At 41.7% G+C, this 18,920-nt stretch carries 15 protein-coding genes and 2 pseudogenes; 1 reads left to right on the top strand and 16 read right to left on the bottom strand.

Annotation, left to right across the window (positions count from 1 at the left end; translation table 11 throughout):
- Positions 1 to 389: 389 nt before the first annotated feature.
- The 16 genes and pseudogenes from M1G14_RS08225 to M1G14_RS08155 form a co-directional block, all read right to left on the bottom strand.
- The gene (locus M1G14_RS08225; protein WP_247926507.1) at positions 390 to 4,808 is read right to left on the bottom strand and encodes a S8 family serine peptidase; all 4,419 of its coding nucleotides are present in this window, start codon (positions 4,806 to 4,808) and stop codon (positions 390 to 392) included.
- A 269-nt stretch (positions 4,809 to 5,077) separates the two neighbouring features.
- On the bottom strand, positions 5,078 to 5,920 hold the full coding sequence (locus M1G14_RS08220; protein WP_247926506.1) for an aldo/keto reductase: 843 nt from the start codon (positions 5,918 to 5,920) through the stop codon (positions 5,078 to 5,080).
- The gene (locus M1G14_RS08215; RefSeq protein WP_003018530.1) at positions 5,917 to 6,135 is read right to left on the bottom strand and encodes a hypothetical protein; all 219 of its coding nucleotides are present in this window, start codon (positions 6,133 to 6,135) and stop codon (positions 5,917 to 5,919) included. Before M1G14_RS08215 ends, M1G14_RS08220 begins: the two co-directional genes overlap by 4 nt.
- A 131-nt stretch (positions 6,136 to 6,266) precedes the next feature.
- Positions 6,267 to 7,424, bottom strand: a complete 1,158-nt coding sequence (nagA, locus tag M1G14_RS08210; RefSeq protein ID WP_070590019.1) for an N-acetylglucosamine-6-phosphate deacetylase — start codon at positions 7,422 to 7,424, stop codon at positions 6,267 to 6,269.
- A 154-nt stretch (positions 7,425 to 7,578) separates the two neighbouring features.
- Positions 7,579 to 9,210 carry a Na/Pi cotransporter family protein gene (locus M1G14_RS08205; RefSeq protein ID WP_247926505.1) on the bottom strand — a complete coding sequence of 544 codons (1,632 nt, stop codon included), beginning with the start codon at positions 9,208 to 9,210 and terminating at the stop codon, positions 7,579 to 7,581.
- Between the two features lie 449 nt (positions 9,211 to 9,659).
- Positions 9,660 to 10,010 (bottom strand): 30S ribosome-binding factor RbfA, encoded by a 351-nt coding sequence (gene rbfA / locus M1G14_RS08200; protein ID WP_003003976.1) that lies wholly within the window; start codon positions 10,008 to 10,010, stop codon positions 9,660 to 9,662.
- Positions 10,011 to 10,082: 72 nt separating this feature from the next.
- Positions 10,083 to 12,575: pseudogene (infB, locus tag M1G14_RS08195) on the bottom strand (translation initiation factor IF-2); the annotation flags it as partial.
- 98 nt (positions 12,576 to 12,673) lie between these two features.
- Positions 12,674 to 12,797, bottom strand: a pseudogene (locus M1G14_RS10990) (translation initiation factor IF-2 N-terminal domain-containing protein); the annotation flags it as partial.
- Positions 12,798 to 12,813: 16 nt separating this feature from the next.
- Positions 12,814 to 13,113, bottom strand: a complete 300-nt coding sequence (locus M1G14_RS08190; RefSeq protein ID WP_003010399.1) for a YlxQ-related RNA-binding protein — start codon at positions 13,111 to 13,113, stop codon at positions 12,814 to 12,816.
- Positions 13,106 to 13,402 carry an RNase P modulator RnpM gene (rnpM, locus tag M1G14_RS08185; RefSeq protein WP_003010401.1) on the bottom strand — a complete coding sequence of 99 codons (297 nt, stop codon included), beginning with the start codon at positions 13,400 to 13,402 and terminating at the stop codon, positions 13,106 to 13,108. Before rnpM ends, M1G14_RS08190 begins: the two co-directional genes overlap by 8 nt.
- Before the next feature lie 14 nt (positions 13,403 to 13,416).
- On the bottom strand, positions 13,417 to 14,559 hold the full coding sequence (gene nusA, locus M1G14_RS08180; RefSeq protein ID WP_070664896.1) for a transcription termination factor NusA: 1,143 nt from the start codon (positions 14,557 to 14,559) through the stop codon (positions 13,417 to 13,419).
- 44 nt (positions 14,560 to 14,603) lie between these two features.
- Entirely contained in the window at positions 14,604 to 15,083 is a 480-nt protein-coding gene (rimP, locus tag M1G14_RS08175; protein WP_070449014.1) for a ribosome maturation factor RimP, read from the bottom strand.
- Between the two features lie 97 nt (positions 15,084 to 15,180).
- Complete coding sequence (trmB, locus tag M1G14_RS08170; RefSeq protein WP_247926503.1) at positions 15,181 to 15,816, bottom strand: tRNA (guanosine(46)-N7)-methyltransferase TrmB; 636 nt, start codon at positions 15,814 to 15,816, stop codon at positions 15,181 to 15,183.
- The gene (ccrZ, locus tag M1G14_RS08165) at positions 15,813 to 16,607 is read right to left on the bottom strand and encodes a cell cycle regulator CcrZ (protein WP_003003852.1); all 795 of its coding nucleotides are present in this window, start codon (positions 16,605 to 16,607) and stop codon (positions 15,813 to 15,815) included. The genes trmB and ccrZ overlap by 4 nt, the downstream gene beginning before the upstream one ends.
- 40 nt (positions 16,608 to 16,647) lie before the next feature.
- Entirely contained in the window at positions 16,648 to 17,703 is a 1,056-nt protein-coding gene (locus tag M1G14_RS08160; protein ID WP_045760252.1) for an ABC transporter permease, read from the bottom strand.
- The gene (locus M1G14_RS08155) at positions 17,700 to 18,431 is read right to left on the bottom strand and encodes an ABC transporter ATP-binding protein (protein ID WP_045760251.1); all 732 of its coding nucleotides are present in this window, start codon (positions 18,429 to 18,431) and stop codon (positions 17,700 to 17,702) included. The genes M1G14_RS08160 and M1G14_RS08155 overlap by 4 nt, the downstream gene beginning before the upstream one ends.
- Before the next feature lie 67 nt (positions 18,432 to 18,498).
- Between M1G14_RS08155 and M1G14_RS08150 the strand changes: the two genes are divergently transcribed.
- A complete protein-coding gene (locus M1G14_RS08150; RefSeq protein WP_247926502.1) occupies positions 18,499 to 18,912 on the top strand; it encodes an HIT family protein in 414 nt (137 codons plus the stop codon).
- Positions 18,913 to 18,920 lie beyond the last annotated feature (8 nt).

Raw genomic sequence — 18,920 nt, 5'->3', positions numbered from 1 at the left:
ACTGTATGGAGGTCTCTGCCACTAACGCAGTGAAAGGTTAGTTTTTTAGACATTGCATACTCCTTTTTCATAAAGTTTCTTGTGACTCAGGATACAAAAAGAACCGTGTCTTCGCTCCTAAGTCTGTGACCTAGGGGCGTCAGAAACGCGGTTCCACCCTAATTTATTACTTCATTTTATCTTACTTTACTCAGCTTTTTACTGAGAGAAAGCGCCACTTGCTTACTTTGCTCTACTTGGCTCTCACTATCCCAAGCTCGCTAGAAAAACGCCATAAGCCCTTCTTTCTTGACTAGTATTATAGCAGATTTTTAGTGACTTGTAAATTAAAATCCGCATGAAACAATCGTTTCATACGGATTTTAGGCTAACAAACAATGTTGTTTTTCTTATGGACGTCTTGCAGCTTTTGGTTTTTTACCATGAAGTTTTTTCTTGGCATTCTTCAAGGCTGTCAAAGCATCTTTCACATCTTGTTGGCTTGCTCCTGGATTTGAAAGGATAGTTTGTGCATCCTTGAAGGCTACTAGGTAAGCTTCTTTTTCTTCATTTCCAGCATAGATGAATTTAGCATTCTTTTCTTGGAACTTCAATTCTTCCTTGATGTATTTTTCAAGACTTGAAAAATCAGTTGCTTTCCCGTTTAATTTTCCTTCTGCACGGCTAAGCTCAGCAAGTGCTTGATTGATTTGTTCTTGTTTCACAGTTGGATCAACTGCAAGCAAGGCAACTGTTTGGAAAGCACGATCGTAGTCGCGACGTACTTTTTCTTTGGCATTGGCATAACGACCAGTTTTAGTCGTAGCATCGTAAGCCTGCATGGCTTCTTTCAAGGCCGCAACGTTTGAATCTTTCCCATCCAAAGCTTGGCTGGCAGCTTCAAGACTAGCTAGAGCTTGGTTGACTTGCTCTTGACTAACCTTGTTGGTCAAGGCTGCTTGGGCAGCTTGCAAGGCTTGATCATAGGCTTCCTTCTTATCTGCACTGGCATTGAAGTATTGCGCTGTCTTTGTAACATCTGCTTGCTTGTTCAAAGCAGCCAAGAGATCCACTTTTGAGATCACTCCAATACGATAATTATTGTTGCGTCCTGCGACAACTGAGATCACTGGTACTTTCTCAGCTAGTTCATAGCCTGTAGGAAGAGTTGCAACCAAGGTATATTGACCAGTTGCTACAGATTTACCAAAGCCATTTTTACCATATTTTTCAGCAGGCAAGACAAAGTTTTCACCATCTGCCCCTTTTAATACGATCGTAGCTGCTTTTGAAACCGGTTGATCAAAGTTGATGCTAACTGGTGCATATTCTAAAGTATTGGCAAGGAATGTGATCGTTTGGAAACTATTCTCTTCTGTCAAATCGAACTCTTGCGTCAAGCTGCTGACAAATTTCACTTCTGTACGATCATACGTAAAGATTTCTGCAGTATAATGACCAAAGTTCAAGAAGTTAATATCTTTTGTCTTATCAACTGATACGTATTGGCCATTGCTATCTTTGATTCGGTAAACATACATAGTATCCAAATCTTTGTTCGTTTTAACGTCACGAACTGCAATTTGAACCCGACCACTATTTTGATCCCGAACTAAATCTGCTAGTGAAACATAGTCTACGTTCCCCGCAAAGTCTTCTACATAGTAGTAGATATTCTTCTTATCGATGTTTTCAGGAAGATCGAAGCTACCATCTGCATTGGCCTTGATCACATGGTAATTTTCAAGCGCACGTGTACCATTCTTATCTTCACTGGTTTGGACCATTGTCCCCTGATCATCGAATGGAGTCACGTAGACGAGTTTTTCAGTTAAGATACCACCTTCGCCAACATCTTTGGCTTTACGTGCTACAAACTGTTGAGCCCCATCTTTGAAACGGATATATCCAGATGTGATCACTGGTTTTTGAGTATCGACCCGAACCTTGAAGGTCGTTGATTGCTCTTCAGCTCCAGGAACCATTGGTGTGTAACGAATGACATAATCATATACACCATCTGCTACTGCTTTCCCATTTGCATCGGTACCATTCCAAGCAGTATTATCTAGTGTGTAGCTGCGTGGGTTCTTTTGGTCTCCGTTGAAGAAGTTCTTACGATGGTCAGATGGAGTTCCTTCCCACAATGGATTTTTATGTTCCGTATCACTTGCTGCATAAACAGTTGCACGAAGGTTTTCAATGTTTCTAAGGGCAACTGTCTTGTATTCAACGAGGTCTTTATTCCCATCTTCATTTGGCGAAATAGCGATGCGAACATTTCCATTTTCATCTAATTGAAGAGAATGTGTACCTTCCGCATTTTCTTCAATACCAAGAACTGTCATCCGACGACCATCTCGTTTTCCTTGTGTGAGGAGAAGATCATTTTGAAGGGTAACAAGCGCAGAAACATTGGCACTAGAGGAGATATTCAAATCTTTTGGAACATGATAGTAGAAGCCATCTTTTCCTTCGCGAACCAAATCATAGATTGGTTTTTCAACAGCTGGAAGGTTTTGGAATTCTCCCTTGAATCCCATAAACGGCAAGCTGACCACATCCCCATCATCTGCCGGATCTACAAAGCGAACAAATCCTTCAAGGAAATAGCCGTTCGGCATTTCTTTGCTCAACTCTTCTGTGAATTTACTTGTATCGACTTTCACTGTAACCGTTTCAGAGCTATGAGCTTTCACAGTTACTTCAGGCCAAGCTGTTTCAGTCAATTTACGTGGACGAAGGGTAAATTTACCATCTTTTACTTCATCTGTGTCTGTATTGACCAACATTTTCAAGGTACGATCGGTATCTGAAATATTGTGGACTGTGACATCAAAGGTAAAGCTATCTCCAACATTACCAAGAGTGACGCTTGGATAGTTGTTTTCACCAGTCACATACAAGTCTGTTGAAACGGCTGCGGCTGTATCGACAACCCCTGCACCTTGTTGACGTGGAGAAGTATAGACACCAGTTTCTTTGTCAACATGTGGTTTAGCTGTAGACATAATCAAGGCTTTCACAGTTGCAGAAACTTGTTCTGGAGTCAATTCTGGATGGTTCTTCACAAGGTATTCTTTAACCAAGGCTGCCACACCTGCTACGTGAGGAGAGGCCATACTTGTACCACTCATATCCCCGTAGGTATTGTCATTTAAAGAAGAAAAGATATTCCCACCAGGTGCTGTGACATCTGGTTTCAACTGACCATCGGTTGTCACTCCCCAGCTTGAGAAATCAGACAATTGGTCTGCTTCTGGAGATGGACGGTTAGCCATGGTATTGTTAAAGACAACTTTGTAAGATCCAGCTTTCAGAGCTTCCCCATAGCGTTTTGAAATGAAGACAGATGGAATTTTCTTAGCATCTCCATCAATTGCCATTCCAAGATTAGATCCTTCTACATTATTGTAAACCATGGCCCCTACTGCACCATGATGGAGGGCATTGGCAATCTTTTCTGAGAATGGAATTTCCCCGCGTTGGATAAGCGCCAATTTACCGGTAAGATCTAGATCTTTGAAATCATCTTCTTTCCCAAGACCAACTGATACATACTCATATTCTTTACCTTTTTCAAAGTCTGTATCTGTTGCAGATTTACTGTAGTCAAACTTCCCGTTATCTACTTCTGCATTACCTTCCAAACCTTTGACTTCGAAAACCTCTGTGGTAATGATTTTATTATTGATTGAAGCAACAGAAATAGAGTCCTCTACTGTTGATGGGTTTCCGACCAAGCCGTAATCTGGATTTTCTGCAGCTGGTCTTGAATAGCCATTCCCAAAAGTATTGCTATTTCCTGCAGAGATTAGGACAGATACACCTTTAGCACGCGCCCGTTTGATGGCGTCAATGATATCTGAACCTGCATTGACCGTAGAACCAGTAGAAGATCCAAGACTCATATTGATGGTATCTGCACCAAGAGCTACAGCATCATCAATTGCTTTTACATAAAGAGCAGAACCCGTTGTTTTTTGACGATCTGAAAAGACACGCATAAACATAACTTGCGCTTCTGGTGCTACACCATAGATCTTTTCTCCGTTTCCTGCTTCTTTATCAGGATTCCCTGTTGCAATCCCTGTAACGTGCATCCCATGAGAATCTCTTTCGGCCTCTTTGATATTGTCGGTCCCATCAAAATAGTCATAGGCATAGACAACCTTGTCGTTGTACCATTTACCGTAATCAATTCCTGCTGCTTTCTTAGCAGCTTCGATTTCTTCTTGGTTTTTAAACTTAGCTTTTGAAGGATCGGTAATCCGAAGAACCTCGTGGTTCACATCCAAGCCAGAGTCAATGACGGCGACAACCAGCCCTTCCCCTTTATAGCCTTGCTTCCAGGTTTGGGGAACTGTAATAATTTCGTCACTTTCGATGCTTTGAGGTTTTTCAGCTGCCTCATGGCGATTCGTTGTTTCCGAACTTGTCGCAGTAGCCACTTCTGTTGCTTTTTCTACAGGTTTTTCCGCTACTTCCTGTTTTGTTTCTGGAACAGTAGCTGCTTCTTTCGGAGCTTCTGTTTTTTCAACATGAGCTGCTTCTGTTGCATTCGTTGTCTTTTCAGCAACTGTTGCTTCTTTTGCAACTGCTACTTTCTCACTAGCAACTGCTGTACTTGCTTCTGTTGCTTGTGAATGCTCTTCTTCAGCAGGTGCCTGTTGAGTAGTGGCTACAAGCTGTGTTCCAGCACTCGTTTGGCTGGCCGCCTGTTCTTCAGCACTCGCTTGTGCAGATCCAAATACCAAAACAGCCCCTAATAAAACTGAGGCTACACCAAATTTGTATTTTCTTAATGAAAAACGTTCTTGTCTATTCATAGAAACTCCCCTTTTATTTTAATAGTAATTATTATAACGCAAAATTATCTGAAAATTCATTCAAAAAACAAAATGTAACACAAATGTAACATTTACGAATGTTACTAACTATTAATTTATTTTCGTTCGGAAAATTTTGAAGTTGCATGGGAAAGTATTATAGAACATCTGTTTTTATTGGAGTTTTAAAATTATTTAATCATTGAAAGGATTTTAAAAACCGAGAACGAAACTGTCCTCGGTTTTCATTAATGAATAGATATTCTTTCTTAAAAATCCTTGGTGTCTGGATCTGGTGCACCTGCTTCAACCGGAAGATGGCGAAGGAGTTCCATATCATCTGCCGTCAATTCAAAATCAAAGCAATTTAAATTACTCGCAATCCGCTCAGGTGTAACCGATTTTGGCAATGGAAGGAAACCTTCTTGTAAACTCCAAGCCAGAGCTAGTTGAGCGACAGTCTTTCCATATTTAGTAGCCATTTCTTTTACTTGTTCATTTTGGAACAATTCTCCCTGGCCAAAAGGTCCCCAAGCCTCTAGTAAAATGCCATGCTTGCGACTTGCAGCAATGGCTTCGCTTTGGTAAACCCCAGGTGCTAGACGAATTTGGTTCACAGCTGGGATGACCCGAGCTGTTTCAAGGAGGGCTTCCAAATGATGAGGCAGAAAATTGCTAATACCAATAGCTCGAACCTTGCCAGCAGCTAGCATATCTTCCATTGCCCGCCAAACCTCAGCATTTCGTTGTTTCCAAGCATCATTTTCTCGAAGAGGTTTTGGATTTGGCCAATGAATCAAATAAAGATCTACATAGTCCAAGCCTAGTTTCTCAAGAGACTCTTCCAAAGCAGCTTGAGCGTCTTCATAGGTGTGATGAGTATTCCAAAGTTTGGTGGTAATAAACAGGTCTTCGCGCGCAAGACCACTGTCTTTAATGGCCCGACCCACACTCTCTTCATTCTGATAAATCGCAGCTGTATCGATATGGCGGTAACCTGCTTTTAAAGCAGCTAAGACAGCTTGATAGGCTTCTTCTCCATCTGCTGCTTTCCAGGTTCCAAATCCTAATACAGGAATCTCCACCCCATTATTTAAACGATAATTGTTCATTTTTTCTTTCCTTTCTTCGATTTCGGTTTCTTAGGCCCTCGAAGCTTGAGCTCTGGCTTAAAAATATTCTTCTTGGTTGGCTCCATCTTCTTGCTATAAAAACTATAGAGTAAAAATGCCCCACCAACAATCACAATAAAGATATTTTTTCTTACAATCCCATAGAGCAAGAAAAAAATTCCCATCAATAAAAAACGTATATCAATTGCCTTCATAAGCTACCTCACATTTCAATTCCCATTATAGCATGAAAAGACAGCATTCACAAAATTGCACTACCATCGGTAAACAAAAACCTCTCTAGGTATGACTTAGAGAGGAAGTATTCTATCTTCGATTCTTGAATCTAATTGGTAGCTTGGTAACGTTTGACCCCATCGAGATAGGTCGCAACCAGATCCAAATTTTGATCAAGCACGATGAAGTCCGCGTCATATCCTTCTCGAATTTGACCACAAACATCATCAATATGGACTGATTTTGCCGGATTGAGGCTGGCCATCATCACTGCTTCGTAAGGGTTAGCAATCCCCCACTCTACAACATTTTTTAATCCATCTTTCAATTTCAAGATTGAGCCAGCTAGATTACCAGTTGATTTCAAGCGAGCAGTCCCTTCAGCAACCACGACTGGGAATTCCCCAAGCATATAATCCCCGTCTTCTAATCCCCCAGCTGTCATACAGTCAGTAATCAAGGCAACATTTTCTTTTCCTTTTTGTTTCATCAGGATATCACACGCTAAAGGATCCACGTGATGGCCATCACAGATCAACTCTGCTGTAGTATGAGGCAACTCATACATAGCACCAACCATACCGAGTTCACGGTGTGTCAAACCACGCATACCATTGTAGGCATGCACCCAGACACTCGCACCTGCATCAACCGCTTTTTTAGCTTCTTCAAAAGTAGCATTGGAGTGTCCCAGAGCGACAGTCACTCCTTCTCCTGTAATGGTCCGAACAAATTCTTCCACCCCTTCACGCTCGGGAGCAAGGGCAATCTTATTCAACAGACCATTGGCAGCTTTTTGCCAAGCCCGGAATTCTTCCATACTTGGATCCTTCATATAAGATGGGTTTTGAGCTCCCTTGTATTTTTCTGTAAAATAAGGGCCTTCAAAATAAATCCCGCGAATCTTAGCTCCTGTTGCTTCTTTGTATCGTGCACCGATATTTTCAGTTACTGCCAAAAGTTGTTCGTAAGAGGAAGTCAAGGTCGTAGGCAAAAAGCTCGTAACCCCTGTACTCAAGAGCCCTTCACTCATGGTATGGAGAGTGCCTTCGATATTGTTATCCATCACATCTACCCCACCAAATCCGTGAATATGGGTATCTACGAGGCCAGGCGCAATACTGTACCCTGAATAATCCAACACATCCGCACCTTCTGGTAAGCTTTCCACATGTTTTCCAAACTTGCCATCAACAAGCTCCAAATAGCCTCCTCGGCGAACCCCATGTGGATAATAAAATTGATCTGCTTTAATATATGTAGACATAAAATCGTCCTTTCCATTGTAGGAACTGTGTTCCATTTATATTCATACATATTATAACGCTTTCACTTTCATTTGTAAATGGTCTAGACCTATTTTTGAATAGAATCCAACAAAAAAACAGAGTAAGCTTCCTACTTACTCTGTTTGACGTTCCTTAAATTTGCTCGATTTGTACTTTCTCAGCGAGATTCATGGCATGGTCTGCAACACGTGTATAGTGAGAAATGATATCAATAAAGTTCACTCCGGCTTGAGGTGTACATTCGCCTTGGTTCAAACGACGAATATGGGTTTTCCGAAGTCTTTTCTCCAACTTTTCAATTGCCTCGTGACGTGCTACCAATTGGTTTGCAAGACTCACATCATTGTTCTCAACAGCTTTTAAGGCATCCTCTACAAATTCATGAGTTTGGTTGTAAATATCTTCCAATTCAGCCAAGGCCGCTTCTGAAAAGACGACTTTCTTACGAATTAAATAATCGGTCAGATTGATCAAGGCTTCCGCGTGATCTCCAATCCGCTCCAAATCCCGTGAGGAATCTAAGATATTGGTGAGAACTTCACTTTCTCTCGGACTCAAGGCTTCACTCGACAAACGAATCAAGTAGCGAGTCAAATCATCATCAATGGTATTAATGGCTTCTTCTGTCTTATGTCCCTTTTCAGCTGTTTTTTCATTTTGATGAACAATATAATCATAAGAGAGATTAAAAGCTTTGTCTGCATATCCACCTAAATGAAGCAACTCTTTTTTTGCATTTCCTAGAGCAATCGAAGGCGCTTGAGTGATCAAGTTTTCATCCAAATAGAGCGGTTCATATTTAACAACCTCATCCTCACCAGGAATCAGTTTGGTTACAAAGTATGCCAAAGCTCCAATGAATGGGAATTGAATGATGGTATTGGTCACGTTGAAAGCTCCGTGAGAAAAAGCAATGGTCATTTCTGGTGACAAGTGCAAGAGCCCTTGGAAGTATTCAATCATGGCTGTAAAAGGTGTTAACAAGATCAAACAAAGGATTGTACCGATCAAGTTAAAGAGCACGTGGGTTGCTGCAACACGCTTAGCAGAAACATTGGCCCCCATCGCTGCAATAATAACTGTCAAGGTTGTTCCGATGTTGTCCCCAAAAAGAATAGGTAAAGAACCGCGAAGATCTAGGAAACCACCTGAATACAAACCTTGTAGAATCCCAATGGTAGCTGAGGAAGCTTGAATCAAAACGGTGATGATGGCTCCTGCTAAAACACCCAGAATTGGATTTTTTCCAAGAGTGATCATGTACTGACTAAATTCTGGCAAATCTTTCAAAGGACTCATTCCCGCACTAATCAGGTTTAAAGCGTAGAAAATTCCTCCAACCCCAAAGAGAATGCGACCAATATTATTGGCCATTCGATTCTTGGTAAAGAAAAGTAGAACCGTTCCGAGAAACATAATTGGAAGGGCATAAGTTCCCAGTTTAAATCCAATAATGAACGAGGTGACCGTGGTCCCAATATTAGCCCCCATGATGATCCCAATGGCTTGACGCAGGGTCAAGAGACCCGCACTGACCAGACCAACGGTAATCACCGTTACCCCAGTACTAGACTGAATAAGGGCTGTCACAACAATCCCTACTAAGACTCCAAGAAAGGGATTGCTAGTATATTTATCAATATAGTAGCGAAGACGGTCCCCTGCGGCTTGTTGCAGTCCTTCTCCCATGGTTTTAATACTATAGAGAAAGAGACCCAACCCTCCCAAAAAGTTAAACAAAATTTCCTGCCAGTTAATGGACATGATCATTCCTCCAAATATGAGATCAGAAATAAAACTCCTCTCCTATTGTAAAGGATAATTTCCAATCACACAAGAGATTTCTGTAAATTTCTATTATTTTTTGAAACCGTTTTTTTCTTTCTGTTTTATTTTCCTCATTTTAAGAGCCAAAAAAGAGGTTGGAAATTTCCAACCCGAGACTGTAGACAAACTATTCTTTTTTATAAATCTAATAAATTTTATAAAAAGAAATGTTACTCGTTAGAGTGATTCAATCATCTACTGAAACTTTTCGTCGTGAGAAAAGTACCTGAAACTTAATAGTTTCAGGTACTCGGAATTATTGAGACCTTAGGCTCAATAATTAGTCATGGAACTTCGAAGAAGTTCGCTGACGTCCGTACTCACCTAAGGAAAGTTTCTAAGAAGACTTTGTCTTTCAATCTGGGCGTGGAAAATTTCCAGCCTCTCTAGTCTTTGTTCAAATTGCGTAACATCTCATCGATCTTGTTACCGTATTCGATGGATTCGTCTTTCACAAAAGTAAGATCCGGAATCTTGTATAATTTCAGATTCCGACCTAATTCACGCTTGATGGTTCCTGTTGCTTTTTCAAGGCCTGTCTGAGCCTTTTGATTGTCTGAAGCCAAATCACTCATAATTGAATAATACACTTTGGCCATAGACAAATCACCTAGCATTTGAACATCCGTAATGGTGACGCCTTGAACACGCGGGTCACGGACTTTCTTTTGTAAAATCTCGTTGACTTCCCGCTTAATTTCCATCCCTACTCGGTCTGTCCGAAAATGACTTGCCATAGGAACTCCTTTCTGCTCTGTGTTTAAAAACTAGGAAATCAGAGGGAACCCTCTTTTTTCCTAGTCAGCCTCTTATTTTTTAATTTCTTCCATGATGTAGGCTTCAATGGTATCGTCTGTCTTGATATCATTGTAGCCTTCAATCATCAATCCACCTTCACGACCATTTGTCACTTCTTTGACATCATCTTTGAAGTGTTTCAAGCTTGCAAGAGCACCGTCATATATCACGACACCGTCACGAATGACACGAACCTTGGAATCACGAGTGACCTTACCACTGAGGACCATAAATCCACCGATGGTACCCACTTTAGAGACCTTAAAGGTTTCACGAATAACTGCTTCCCCGATGACTTTCTCTTCGAACTCAGGATCCAACATACCCTTCATGGCATCTTCCATTTCTTCAATCACTTTGTAGATAATTGAGTGAAGACGGATTTCTACCTCATCAGCTTCAGCTTGTTGACGTGCTTGTGGCGTAGGGCGGACGTTAAATCCGATGATGAAGGCATTTGAAGCTTCTGCAAGGGTCACGTCTGATTCGTTGATGGCACCAACTGCTGAGTGAACGATGGTCACTTTCACACCTTCTACTTCAATCTTTTGAAGGGAAGCAGCAAGGGCTTCAACCGAACCTTGTACATCGGCTTTAATGATGACATTAACAGATTTCACTTCCCCAGCCTTCAAGGTATCAAAGAGATTTTCAAGGCTGACGCGGTTGGTTGCTTGACGTTGTTTCATCAGAGCACGTTTGGCACGTTCTTCACCCGCCGCACGCGCAGATTTTTCATCTTCGTAAACCGCGAAGTGGTCACCTGCCATTGGCGCTTCGTTCAAACCAGTGATAGAAACCGGAGTAGATGGTCCTGCAACCTTCACACGACGTCCAAGGTCATTGGTCATGGCACGGACACGTCCGAAAGTATTACCAACAACGATTGGGTCTTGGACATTCAAAGTACCTTGTTGAACCAGAAGGGTTGCGACCGCACCTTTACCTTTATCCAAACGAGCTTCGATAACCGTACCGATGGCACGAACAGTTGGATCTGCCTTGAGTTCTTGGATTTCAGCCACAAGAAGGACCGTTTCCAAGAGTTCATCGATATTTTGGTTGAACTTGGCTGAGATTTCTACAAACTCAGAATCTCCACCCCAGGCAGTTGACATAACTCCATGCTCTGCCAATTCACCGATGACACGTTCTGGGTTGGCACCTGGTTTATCAATCTTGTTAATAGCCACAATGATTGGGACATTAGCCGCTTTTGAGTGGTTAATAGCTTCGATTGTTTGAGGCATCACCCCGTCATCTGCTGCTACGACCAAGATGGTAATATCGGTAACAGATGCACCACGTGCCCGCATAGAAGTAAAGGCAGCGTGTCCAGGTGTATCCAAGAAGGTAATCTTCTTGCCATTTTCCACGATTTGATAAGCACCGATGTGCTGAGTGATTCCTCCCGCTTCACCTGTTGCTACACGTGAATTACGAAGGGTATCCAAAAGGGTAGTTTTACCGTGGTCAACGTGTCCCATGATGGTGACAACTGGTGGACGCTCTACCAACTCATCTGGATTCAAATAACCATCTTCAACGAAGAAGCGTTCGATATCGGCATTGTCCACTTCAACCTTTTTCTTGGCTTCAATTCCATAATCCACCATCAAGAGTTCAATCGTATCTCCATCCAGCGATTGGTTTTGAGTCGCCATGACTCCCATCATAAAGAGTTTCTTGACGATTTCAGCTGGTTCACGCTTGATGCGTTTTGCGATTTCTGCAACCGTCATTCCATCCGTATACTCAAATTCACTTGGTAATTCATGGAATTTACGCTCTGTTACTGGTTTTGGAGCATCATTACGGTTGTTCTTTCCTTTTTTATTTTTCTTATTGTTATTCCAGTTACTATTTCTCTGATTTCTCACTTGATTTTGACTATTTCGATTCCTTTGTTGTTTTCTTGGACCATCTTCTTCACGATCAAAATCATCGCGTTTCTTATCTGGTCGCGCTTGTTTCTTCCGACGTGTATCGACTTGAGCTGGAGCAACAGCAACAGCTGGTTTTGTATGGTTCTCAACAGCTGGCTCCTGTACAGGTGCTTTCACTTCTGGCGCTTCTACCCGTTTCCGGCGCTGTTGACGTTCTTGTTCTGCTTTTGCAGCTTGTTGTTTGTAGCGATCTTCACTTCCACGTGCGTACTCAGCATTTTGTTCAGCTTTCAGTGCTGCTGCACGCGCTTTGAAATCAACTTTTGGTGCCACTTGGGCTTGTTCACCACGTCTTTGATCTGGTCGGTTATTGCGACGCTCAGAACCTTGATTTCGCTGTTCATTTCGCTCTTGTGGTCGTTGATTTCGGTTGTCACCATGACGCTGATTGTCCTTGCGATCACGTTTTGGACGATTGTCTTGTTGTTTCCTACGTTCAGCCTGCTCTTTTGCACGCGCTTCTCGTTCCGCTTTAAAGTTACGACTCTTTGGTTTAGCAGCTGGCATTACTGATTTTGTCTCAGTTGCTCCTTCTTTTTTGACGGGCGCTGCTTCTTTTTTCTCTACGACAGCCGTTGTCTTGGCAGCCACTTCTGCTACTTTCTTTTCGACTGTTTCTTTTTTCGCTGAAAAGCTCTTGATCAACTTTTCAGCAACATCAGTATCGACACTAGATGCATGACTCTTGACGTCAAAACCTAATTCTTTCGCACGAGTGACGACTTCCTTACTCTCCTTGCCCAATACTTTGGCAATTTCGTATAATCTTTTCTTAGACAATTGCTGTCCTCCTCTTCTATTCCATAAGAGACCTCATTTTCTTTGAAAATCCAGCATCTACAACAGCGACGACCTTACGGGCACGTCCAATTGCAGTGCTTAATTCTAGTGTTGAAAACACGGTAGATACTTGAACCTCATAATAGTGACCTTTATCTGTCACCTTTTTTGTCAGGTTACTAGCTGCATCATTCGCCAGAAAAACTAATTTTGCTTTTTCTTCCTGGATGGCTTTGATCACGAGTTCTTCTCCAGAAATAAGTTTTCCAGCTCTTTGCGCCAAGCCCAACAAATTACTTATCTTTTGCTTATTCAAGGCCTAACTCTCTTCTCTTCACCTTATGATCTACATAAGCGATCAATTCATCATAGAAAGCTTCTTCCACTTCCATATTAAAGCTACGATTAAAAACTTTCTTTTTCTTAGCAAGTGCCGCTTCTTCATTGTCTAGCTTGATGTAAGCACCTCGACCATTGGCTTTGCCAGTTGGATCGATAAAGACTTGTCCTTCTTTATTTTTGACAATGCGGAGCAAATCGCGCTTATCAATAATTTCATTTGAAACGACAGATTTTCTTAAAGGGATTTTTCTTGTTTTTACCATTTTCCCTTCCTCTCTTAATCGACTTGCTCTTCGCCACTTTCTACTTCATCTTCAAAAGTTTCTTGAGCTGCTTCCATTTCTTCGAACTCACTAGCAGATTTGATATCGATGCGGTAACCAGTCAAATGAGCTGCCAAACGAACATTTTGACCACGACGACCGATGGCAAGAGATAATTTATTATCTGGAACCACAACGAGAGCATGTTTGCTATCTTCATCATCAAAAATAACTTGGTCCACTTCTGCAGGAGCGATCGCATTGTAGATAAATTCAGCTGGATCTGGAACCCATTCGATGACATCGATATTTTCTTCTGTCGGAACCATACGGTCTAATTTTTGATCGTATCGAGCTGGGTGGAACTTGCTGGTAATCTTTTTAATATTCGATCCACCACGACCAACGATAGTCCCAATCGCATCTACGTTTGGGTTATGGCTACGAACCGCAACTTTTGTACGATCTCCAGCTTCACGCGCTACACTCATAATCTCAACAGTTCCATCGTAGACTTCAGGAATTTCTTGTTCCATCAAACGTTTGATCATTTCAGGGTGGCTTCGGCTAACAAAGACATTGACACCACGTGGATTATCTTCTACCTTGTAGACAAATACTTCAATTCGATCATGAGATTGGAATACTTCTCCTGGAATTTGGTCTTGCTTAGACAATTGAGCTTCGATCGAACCAAGATTGACATAGATAAACCGATTGTCAAAGCGCTCCACCGTTCCACTCATGATTTCATTTTCATGTTCTTTATAAGTGTTATAGGTGATGGTGCGCGTTTGCTTACGCATTTTTTCCATGATCGTTTGTTTAGCAGATTGAGCTGCTACACGACCAAATTCAGCTGGTGCTTCTTCAAACTTGATCTTGTCCCCCAACTCATAAGCAGAGCTAATGGCCAAGGCATCCTTCAAGCTGATTTCTAAACGGCTATCAAAGACTTCATCCACCACTTCACGAACCGTATAAACACGGAAATCTCCAGTTTTTTCATTGAATTCAATCGCTGCACTTTCTGATTGTCCATAACGACGGCGATAAGCTGAACGCAATGATTCTGTGACGGCTTCAATGATATCTTCTTTTTTGATCCCTTTGTCTTCTTCCAAAATGCGGAAGGCTTCTAGCATTTCTTTACTCATGTTTTTCTTGCCTCTTCTATAAAGGCATCCTTTCTTTCATTCTGTTACAATTTTACAGCCAACCTTGCTTTGGACACAAGGTTATAAGGAATATCCACTGTTTTCTTTCGTGTTTTATCCATATACTCAATGGTCAAAACATCCTCTTCAAAACCTATTAGGTTCCCCTCAAAGACCTTTTGCTTTTCAACAGCCTTGTACAAGCTGATATTGACGTACTTACCAACAGCTCCCTCGAGTGCTTCCTTGGTTTTCAAAGGTCTCTCCAAGCCAGGACTGGTGACTTCTAAAAAGTACTGTTCTGGAAATGGGTCTGGTTTGATTTGATCCAATAGCGGACTGATGATTTCTGTCAAATCCGCTGTATCATTCAGTGTGATTCCTTCTGGTTTGTCTACGAAAATGCTTAAGACGTAGTCACCACCCATTTTGCCATATTCAACATCGACCAATTCAAATGGTTCCTTTATAGCTGGCTGAATCACTTCTGTTACTAAGTCAACAATCGTTGCGATGGTTGCCACCTCCTCATAGATAAGAGGCGAAGATATTTCCCCGCCTCTCCTTTTCTATTCATTTAGTGTATTATAGCACGATTCCCCAACGATTGCAAGGAATATGCTAAAACTGTGCTTCTACACGGTAAATGAGCTGACCTTTACTTGAGAACTTCTTCTCATATTCGGTCATGACATTCCCCTCGAAATCACTAGCATGAAGGTCCAACCAGACTCCCTTCAAAGTCATTCCATATTGCGAAAAGCTCACCAAACTGTATTCAAACAAACCTCGGTTGTCTGTTTTAAAGTGAATCTCCCCATGTTCTGGAAGAATTTGTTTAAAGGTGTCTAGGAAGGTCTTGTAAGTCAAGCGACGTTTTTCATGACGTTTCTTTGGCCATGGATCTGAAAAATTCAGATAGAGTTGATCAATTTCACCATCTTCAAAATAGTTGGTCAAGCTATCCCCATCTACCCAAAGCAATTTAATGTTAGGAACATCAGCTTCTAAGACCTTATCTAAAGCATAGCTCAAGACCGATTTTTGAATATCAATTCCGATGTAGTTGATCTCTGGATTGGCCTTAGCCATCCCAGTAATAAAGGCTCCTTTTCCACTTCCCACTTCAATATGGATGGGGTGGTCATTTCCGAAAATCCCATGCCATTTTCCCTTAGCATCTTCTGGATTTAGGACCACATATTGTGGATTCGCTTCTAATAATTCAGTCGCTCCCTTGCGATTTCTAACTCTCATATTTCCTTTCCATATTTCAACCGGAAATTGCGCAGAGCATAGATCTCGCGATTGACATTTTCTAAATCATTATTTTCATAGTATTTAGCAATTTGGCACAAGAAAGAGTATTGACCAAACCAATAGAGTTTATCAAATACTTTTTGATTGTACTTGTAGCCATAATAGCCTAACCAATCGCGCCAATTAGAATCTGGGATATAGTGACTCAAGATATGCGCCACATCCAACATCCGGTCTGTCAAACGAACAGAGTCCCAATCGACTAGATAAATCAAGCCGCTCTCTGTCTCAATCCAGTTACTATGACGGACATCCCCGTGGACGATCGTCGCATAATCCTCCCGAAAGGCAGGCACTGTCTTCCGTAAATTCTTTACGACTGATTGGATATAGTGGTTCTGACGTAGGGCAATTGGCAACCGGTTGCTCCAAGAATTGAGCAATTCTAATGGAGATTCCACAGGATAGCCAAGTTTTTTCAATTGGGTCATCAAAGGTCTAGAACGGTGCAATCTCGTTAAAATATTGACCACTTGTTTTTTCGACATCCCATTTGGCGTGAGAATTTCCCCATTCAACCATTCTTGGGCACTCATCACATTTCCATCTGGCAATCGTCGACTCCATAACAATTGAGGAGCAATCTGTTCTTTTGCTAGACCCGCAAGGATTGGGGTCGTATTCATTTTTACAAAAACGCGCCCACCATCTGGGTAGGTCCCCATGTAGGCCTTCCCACTCTTCCCAGGAATTGGGGTGAGGCTTAGCTCTTTTTCATTCGAGTCCATCTTTTCCTCCGTAAAAAGTTTCCAATCTATTTTACTAATTTTAACGACTTTCGTCAACCAAGCGCGCCATCTTAAATGGAAGATAGAGTAGGATTAAAGCAACTGTATAAGCCAATAAGCCTAACAACAGGACTTTATCTGAAATAAAGACCAGGCCAATTCCCCCTTCTATCACCGTTATCATCCCCATGACCAGCTGAATCGTTTTGTTCAACCCTGCCTTTTTACTGCCCTTTTTCATCGGGAAAAGGAGGGTCAAGGGTTGGTAATCAAAAGCACTGTAAAGCCCCAGTAATTGAAAAATAACCAAGTAATTGAGCAAGGCTACAAGGGCAATCACTACGAGGGGTTGGGGAATAAAGATGATAGCGAGAATGGAAAGAGCCAAGAGTCGTAGAGTCATAGAGAAAAGATCTCCATTCCGTAGGAAGGAGCGCATATATAAGTGCAGCCAAGTATTGCTATGTGTTTTGGGAAGAAGCCCTAAGAAACCATCCAAGTACGCTCTTCTTTTGACACTGTTAGTAATACCTTTCACCGTTGTAAACAAGGCAAAGAAGCGAAGAATCAATTGTTTCCTTGCATTCTCACGAGCAATAGCCAAGGGCCAATTTAAATTTTCATCCTGGTAGAAACGCGCTTCCTTCCAGCTAAAAACAGCCCCTTTAGCCACCCCTAAGACAAGGATATAAGCTACAATAGCAAGTTTATCCAGCCCTGTTGCCAGAAGAAGAGGCACAAATAATAGAAGGACAAAACTTTGAATCAAAAACCAAAACACAAAAGACTTCTTGGCCTGCCCTTTGACATAACGTTTCACTTCCTCTTCCTTTACCAAAAGGAATAAAGCATCGGGCTTCTCTAAGTAGGTCGCAATGGAGCCAATCGGAACCAAGAGGAGCAAGCCAATCATGAGACTCCAGCGGATCAGGCTTGTATCTTTGGGTAGATCTTGCAAGAATTGGCTGTATTGAACCGCCAAAAATCCTATGAAAATCAACATAAAGAGAACGAAATGATCATTGAGAACATAGCGGCTATATTTTACACATTGAGTTCGAAACGTTTCTTGCCGTTTTTTCATCAACTCTTTCATGCTGTTTCCTCTTCTGTCAAGGTCATGTAGATATCATTTAGACTTGCTTTCTCATCCCCAAAAGTTGAACGCAGCTCGTCCAAGGTCCCTTTTGCTCGGACCTGACCCTTATGGAGGATCACAAAACCATCACACATCTTTTCAGCCGAATCCAGAACGTGGGTACTCATCAAAATCGATTTTCCTTTTGCTTTCTCATCTGCCAATAACTGAATCAAATCTGCAATCGCAACAGGATCCAATCCCAAAAAGGGTTCATCGACAATATAAAGACTTGGATCCACTGCATAGGCGCAAATAATCATGACCTTTTGCTTCATCCCTTTTGAAAACTGGGTCGGGAACCAATCTAATTTTTCAGCCAAACGAAATCGTTCCAACAAAGGCTGGACGCGCACCATGACCTGATCCATGTCTAAATCATAGGCCATAGCTACGGTTTCGATATGCTCTCTCAAGGTTAATTCTTCATATAGGCTAGGGGTTTCTGGAATATAGCCAATTTTTTTACGATAGTCAGTTGGAGCTTCTGGAAGACTCAAGCCGTCAATCCGTACTTCCCCAGCATAAGGATGCAGGAGACCAATAATTTCATTAATCGTGGTTGACTTCCCAGCTCCATTTAGTCCAATCAAACCAATCAGTTGGCCATCCGGAACTGAAAAACTCACCTCTTTCAGGACAGGGATGTTGACATAGCCCCCTGTCAACTTGTTGATTTCTAACATATTTTCTCCGATTTCTGGTATAATGTTCTTATATTATAACAAAATTTAGTCTAAAAGAGGTGTATTTATGGTTGACGATTGTATTTTTTGTAAGATTATAGCTGGCGACATTCCTTCCTCCAAAGTCTATGAGGACGAGGAAGTCCTCGCATTTTTGGACATCTCTCAGGTTACACCAGGTCATACGTTAATGGTTCCAAAAAAACACGCTCGCAACCTCTTAGAGATGGACGAAACCGCCACAGCTCAACTATTTGCACGTGTTTCTAAAGTTGCAAAAAAAGTAGAAGCTGCTACCCAAGCTAAGGGAATGAATATCATCAGCAACATGGAAGAAGTTTCTGGACAAACCGTATTTCACACACATGTCCACATTATCCCCCGCTATTCCGATCAAGATGAGCTTGCCATTTCATTTACTGAACACGAGCCTAATTTTGAACAACTAGCAGTTCTTGCAGAAACCATCAAAAACAGTTAAAAAGGAGG

It is taken from the genome of Streptococcus parasanguinis (assembly GCF_023109675.1).
GTDB classification, from domain to species: Bacteria; Bacillota; Bacilli; order Lactobacillales; family Streptococcaceae; genus Streptococcus; species Streptococcus parasanguinis_I.
The sequence above is the reverse complement of the archived record's forward strand: the minus strand, read 5'-3'. Positions and strand labels throughout refer to the sequence as shown.

Coding starts and splice junctions, on each gene's coding strand:
- M1G14_RS08220 (WP_247926506.1), bottom strand. CDS start 5,920: ATGAACAATTATCGTTTAAATAATGGGGTGGAGATTCCTGTATTAGGA.
- rnpM (WP_003010401.1), bottom strand. CDS start 13,402: ATGGTAAAAACAAGAAAAATCCCTTTAAGAAAATCTGTCGTTTCAAAT.
- ccrZ (WP_003003852.1), bottom strand. CDS start 16,607: ATGGACTCGAATGAAAAAGAGCTAAGCCTCACCCCAATTCCTGGGAAG.
- M1G14_RS08155 (WP_045760251.1), bottom strand. CDS start 18,431: ATGTTAGAAATCAACAAGTTGACAGGGGGCTATGTCAACATCCCTGTC.
- M1G14_RS08160 (WP_045760252.1), bottom strand. CDS start 17,703: ATGAAAGAGTTGATGAAAAAACGGCAAGAAACGTTTCGAACTCAATGT.
- M1G14_RS08215 (WP_003018530.1), bottom strand. CDS start 6,135: ATGAAGGCAATTGATATACGTTTTTTATTGATGGGAATTTTTTTCTTG.
- rbfA (WP_003003976.1), bottom strand. CDS start 10,010: ATGGCAAGTCATTTTCGGACAGACCGAGTAGGGATGGAAATTAAGCGG.
- M1G14_RS08225 (WP_247926507.1), bottom strand. CDS start 4,808: ATGAATAGACAAGAACGTTTTTCATTAAGAAAATACAAATTTGGTGTA.
- nusA (WP_070664896.1), bottom strand. CDS start 14,559: ATGAGTAAAGAAATGCTAGAAGCCTTCCGCATTTTGGAAGAAGACAAA.
- nagA (WP_070590019.1), bottom strand. CDS start 7,424: ATGTCTACATATATTAAAGCAGATCAATTTTATTATCCACATGGGGTT.
- M1G14_RS08205 (WP_247926505.1), bottom strand. CDS start 9,210: ATGTCCATTAACTGGCAGGAAATTTTGTTTAACTTTTTGGGAGGGTTG.
- trmB (WP_247926503.1), bottom strand. CDS start 15,816: ATGAGAGTTAGAAATCGCAAGGGAGCGACTGAATTATTAGAAGCGAAT.
- M1G14_RS08150 (WP_247926502.1), top strand. CDS start 18,499: ATGGTTGACGATTGTATTTTTTGTAAGATTATAGCTGGCGACATTCCT.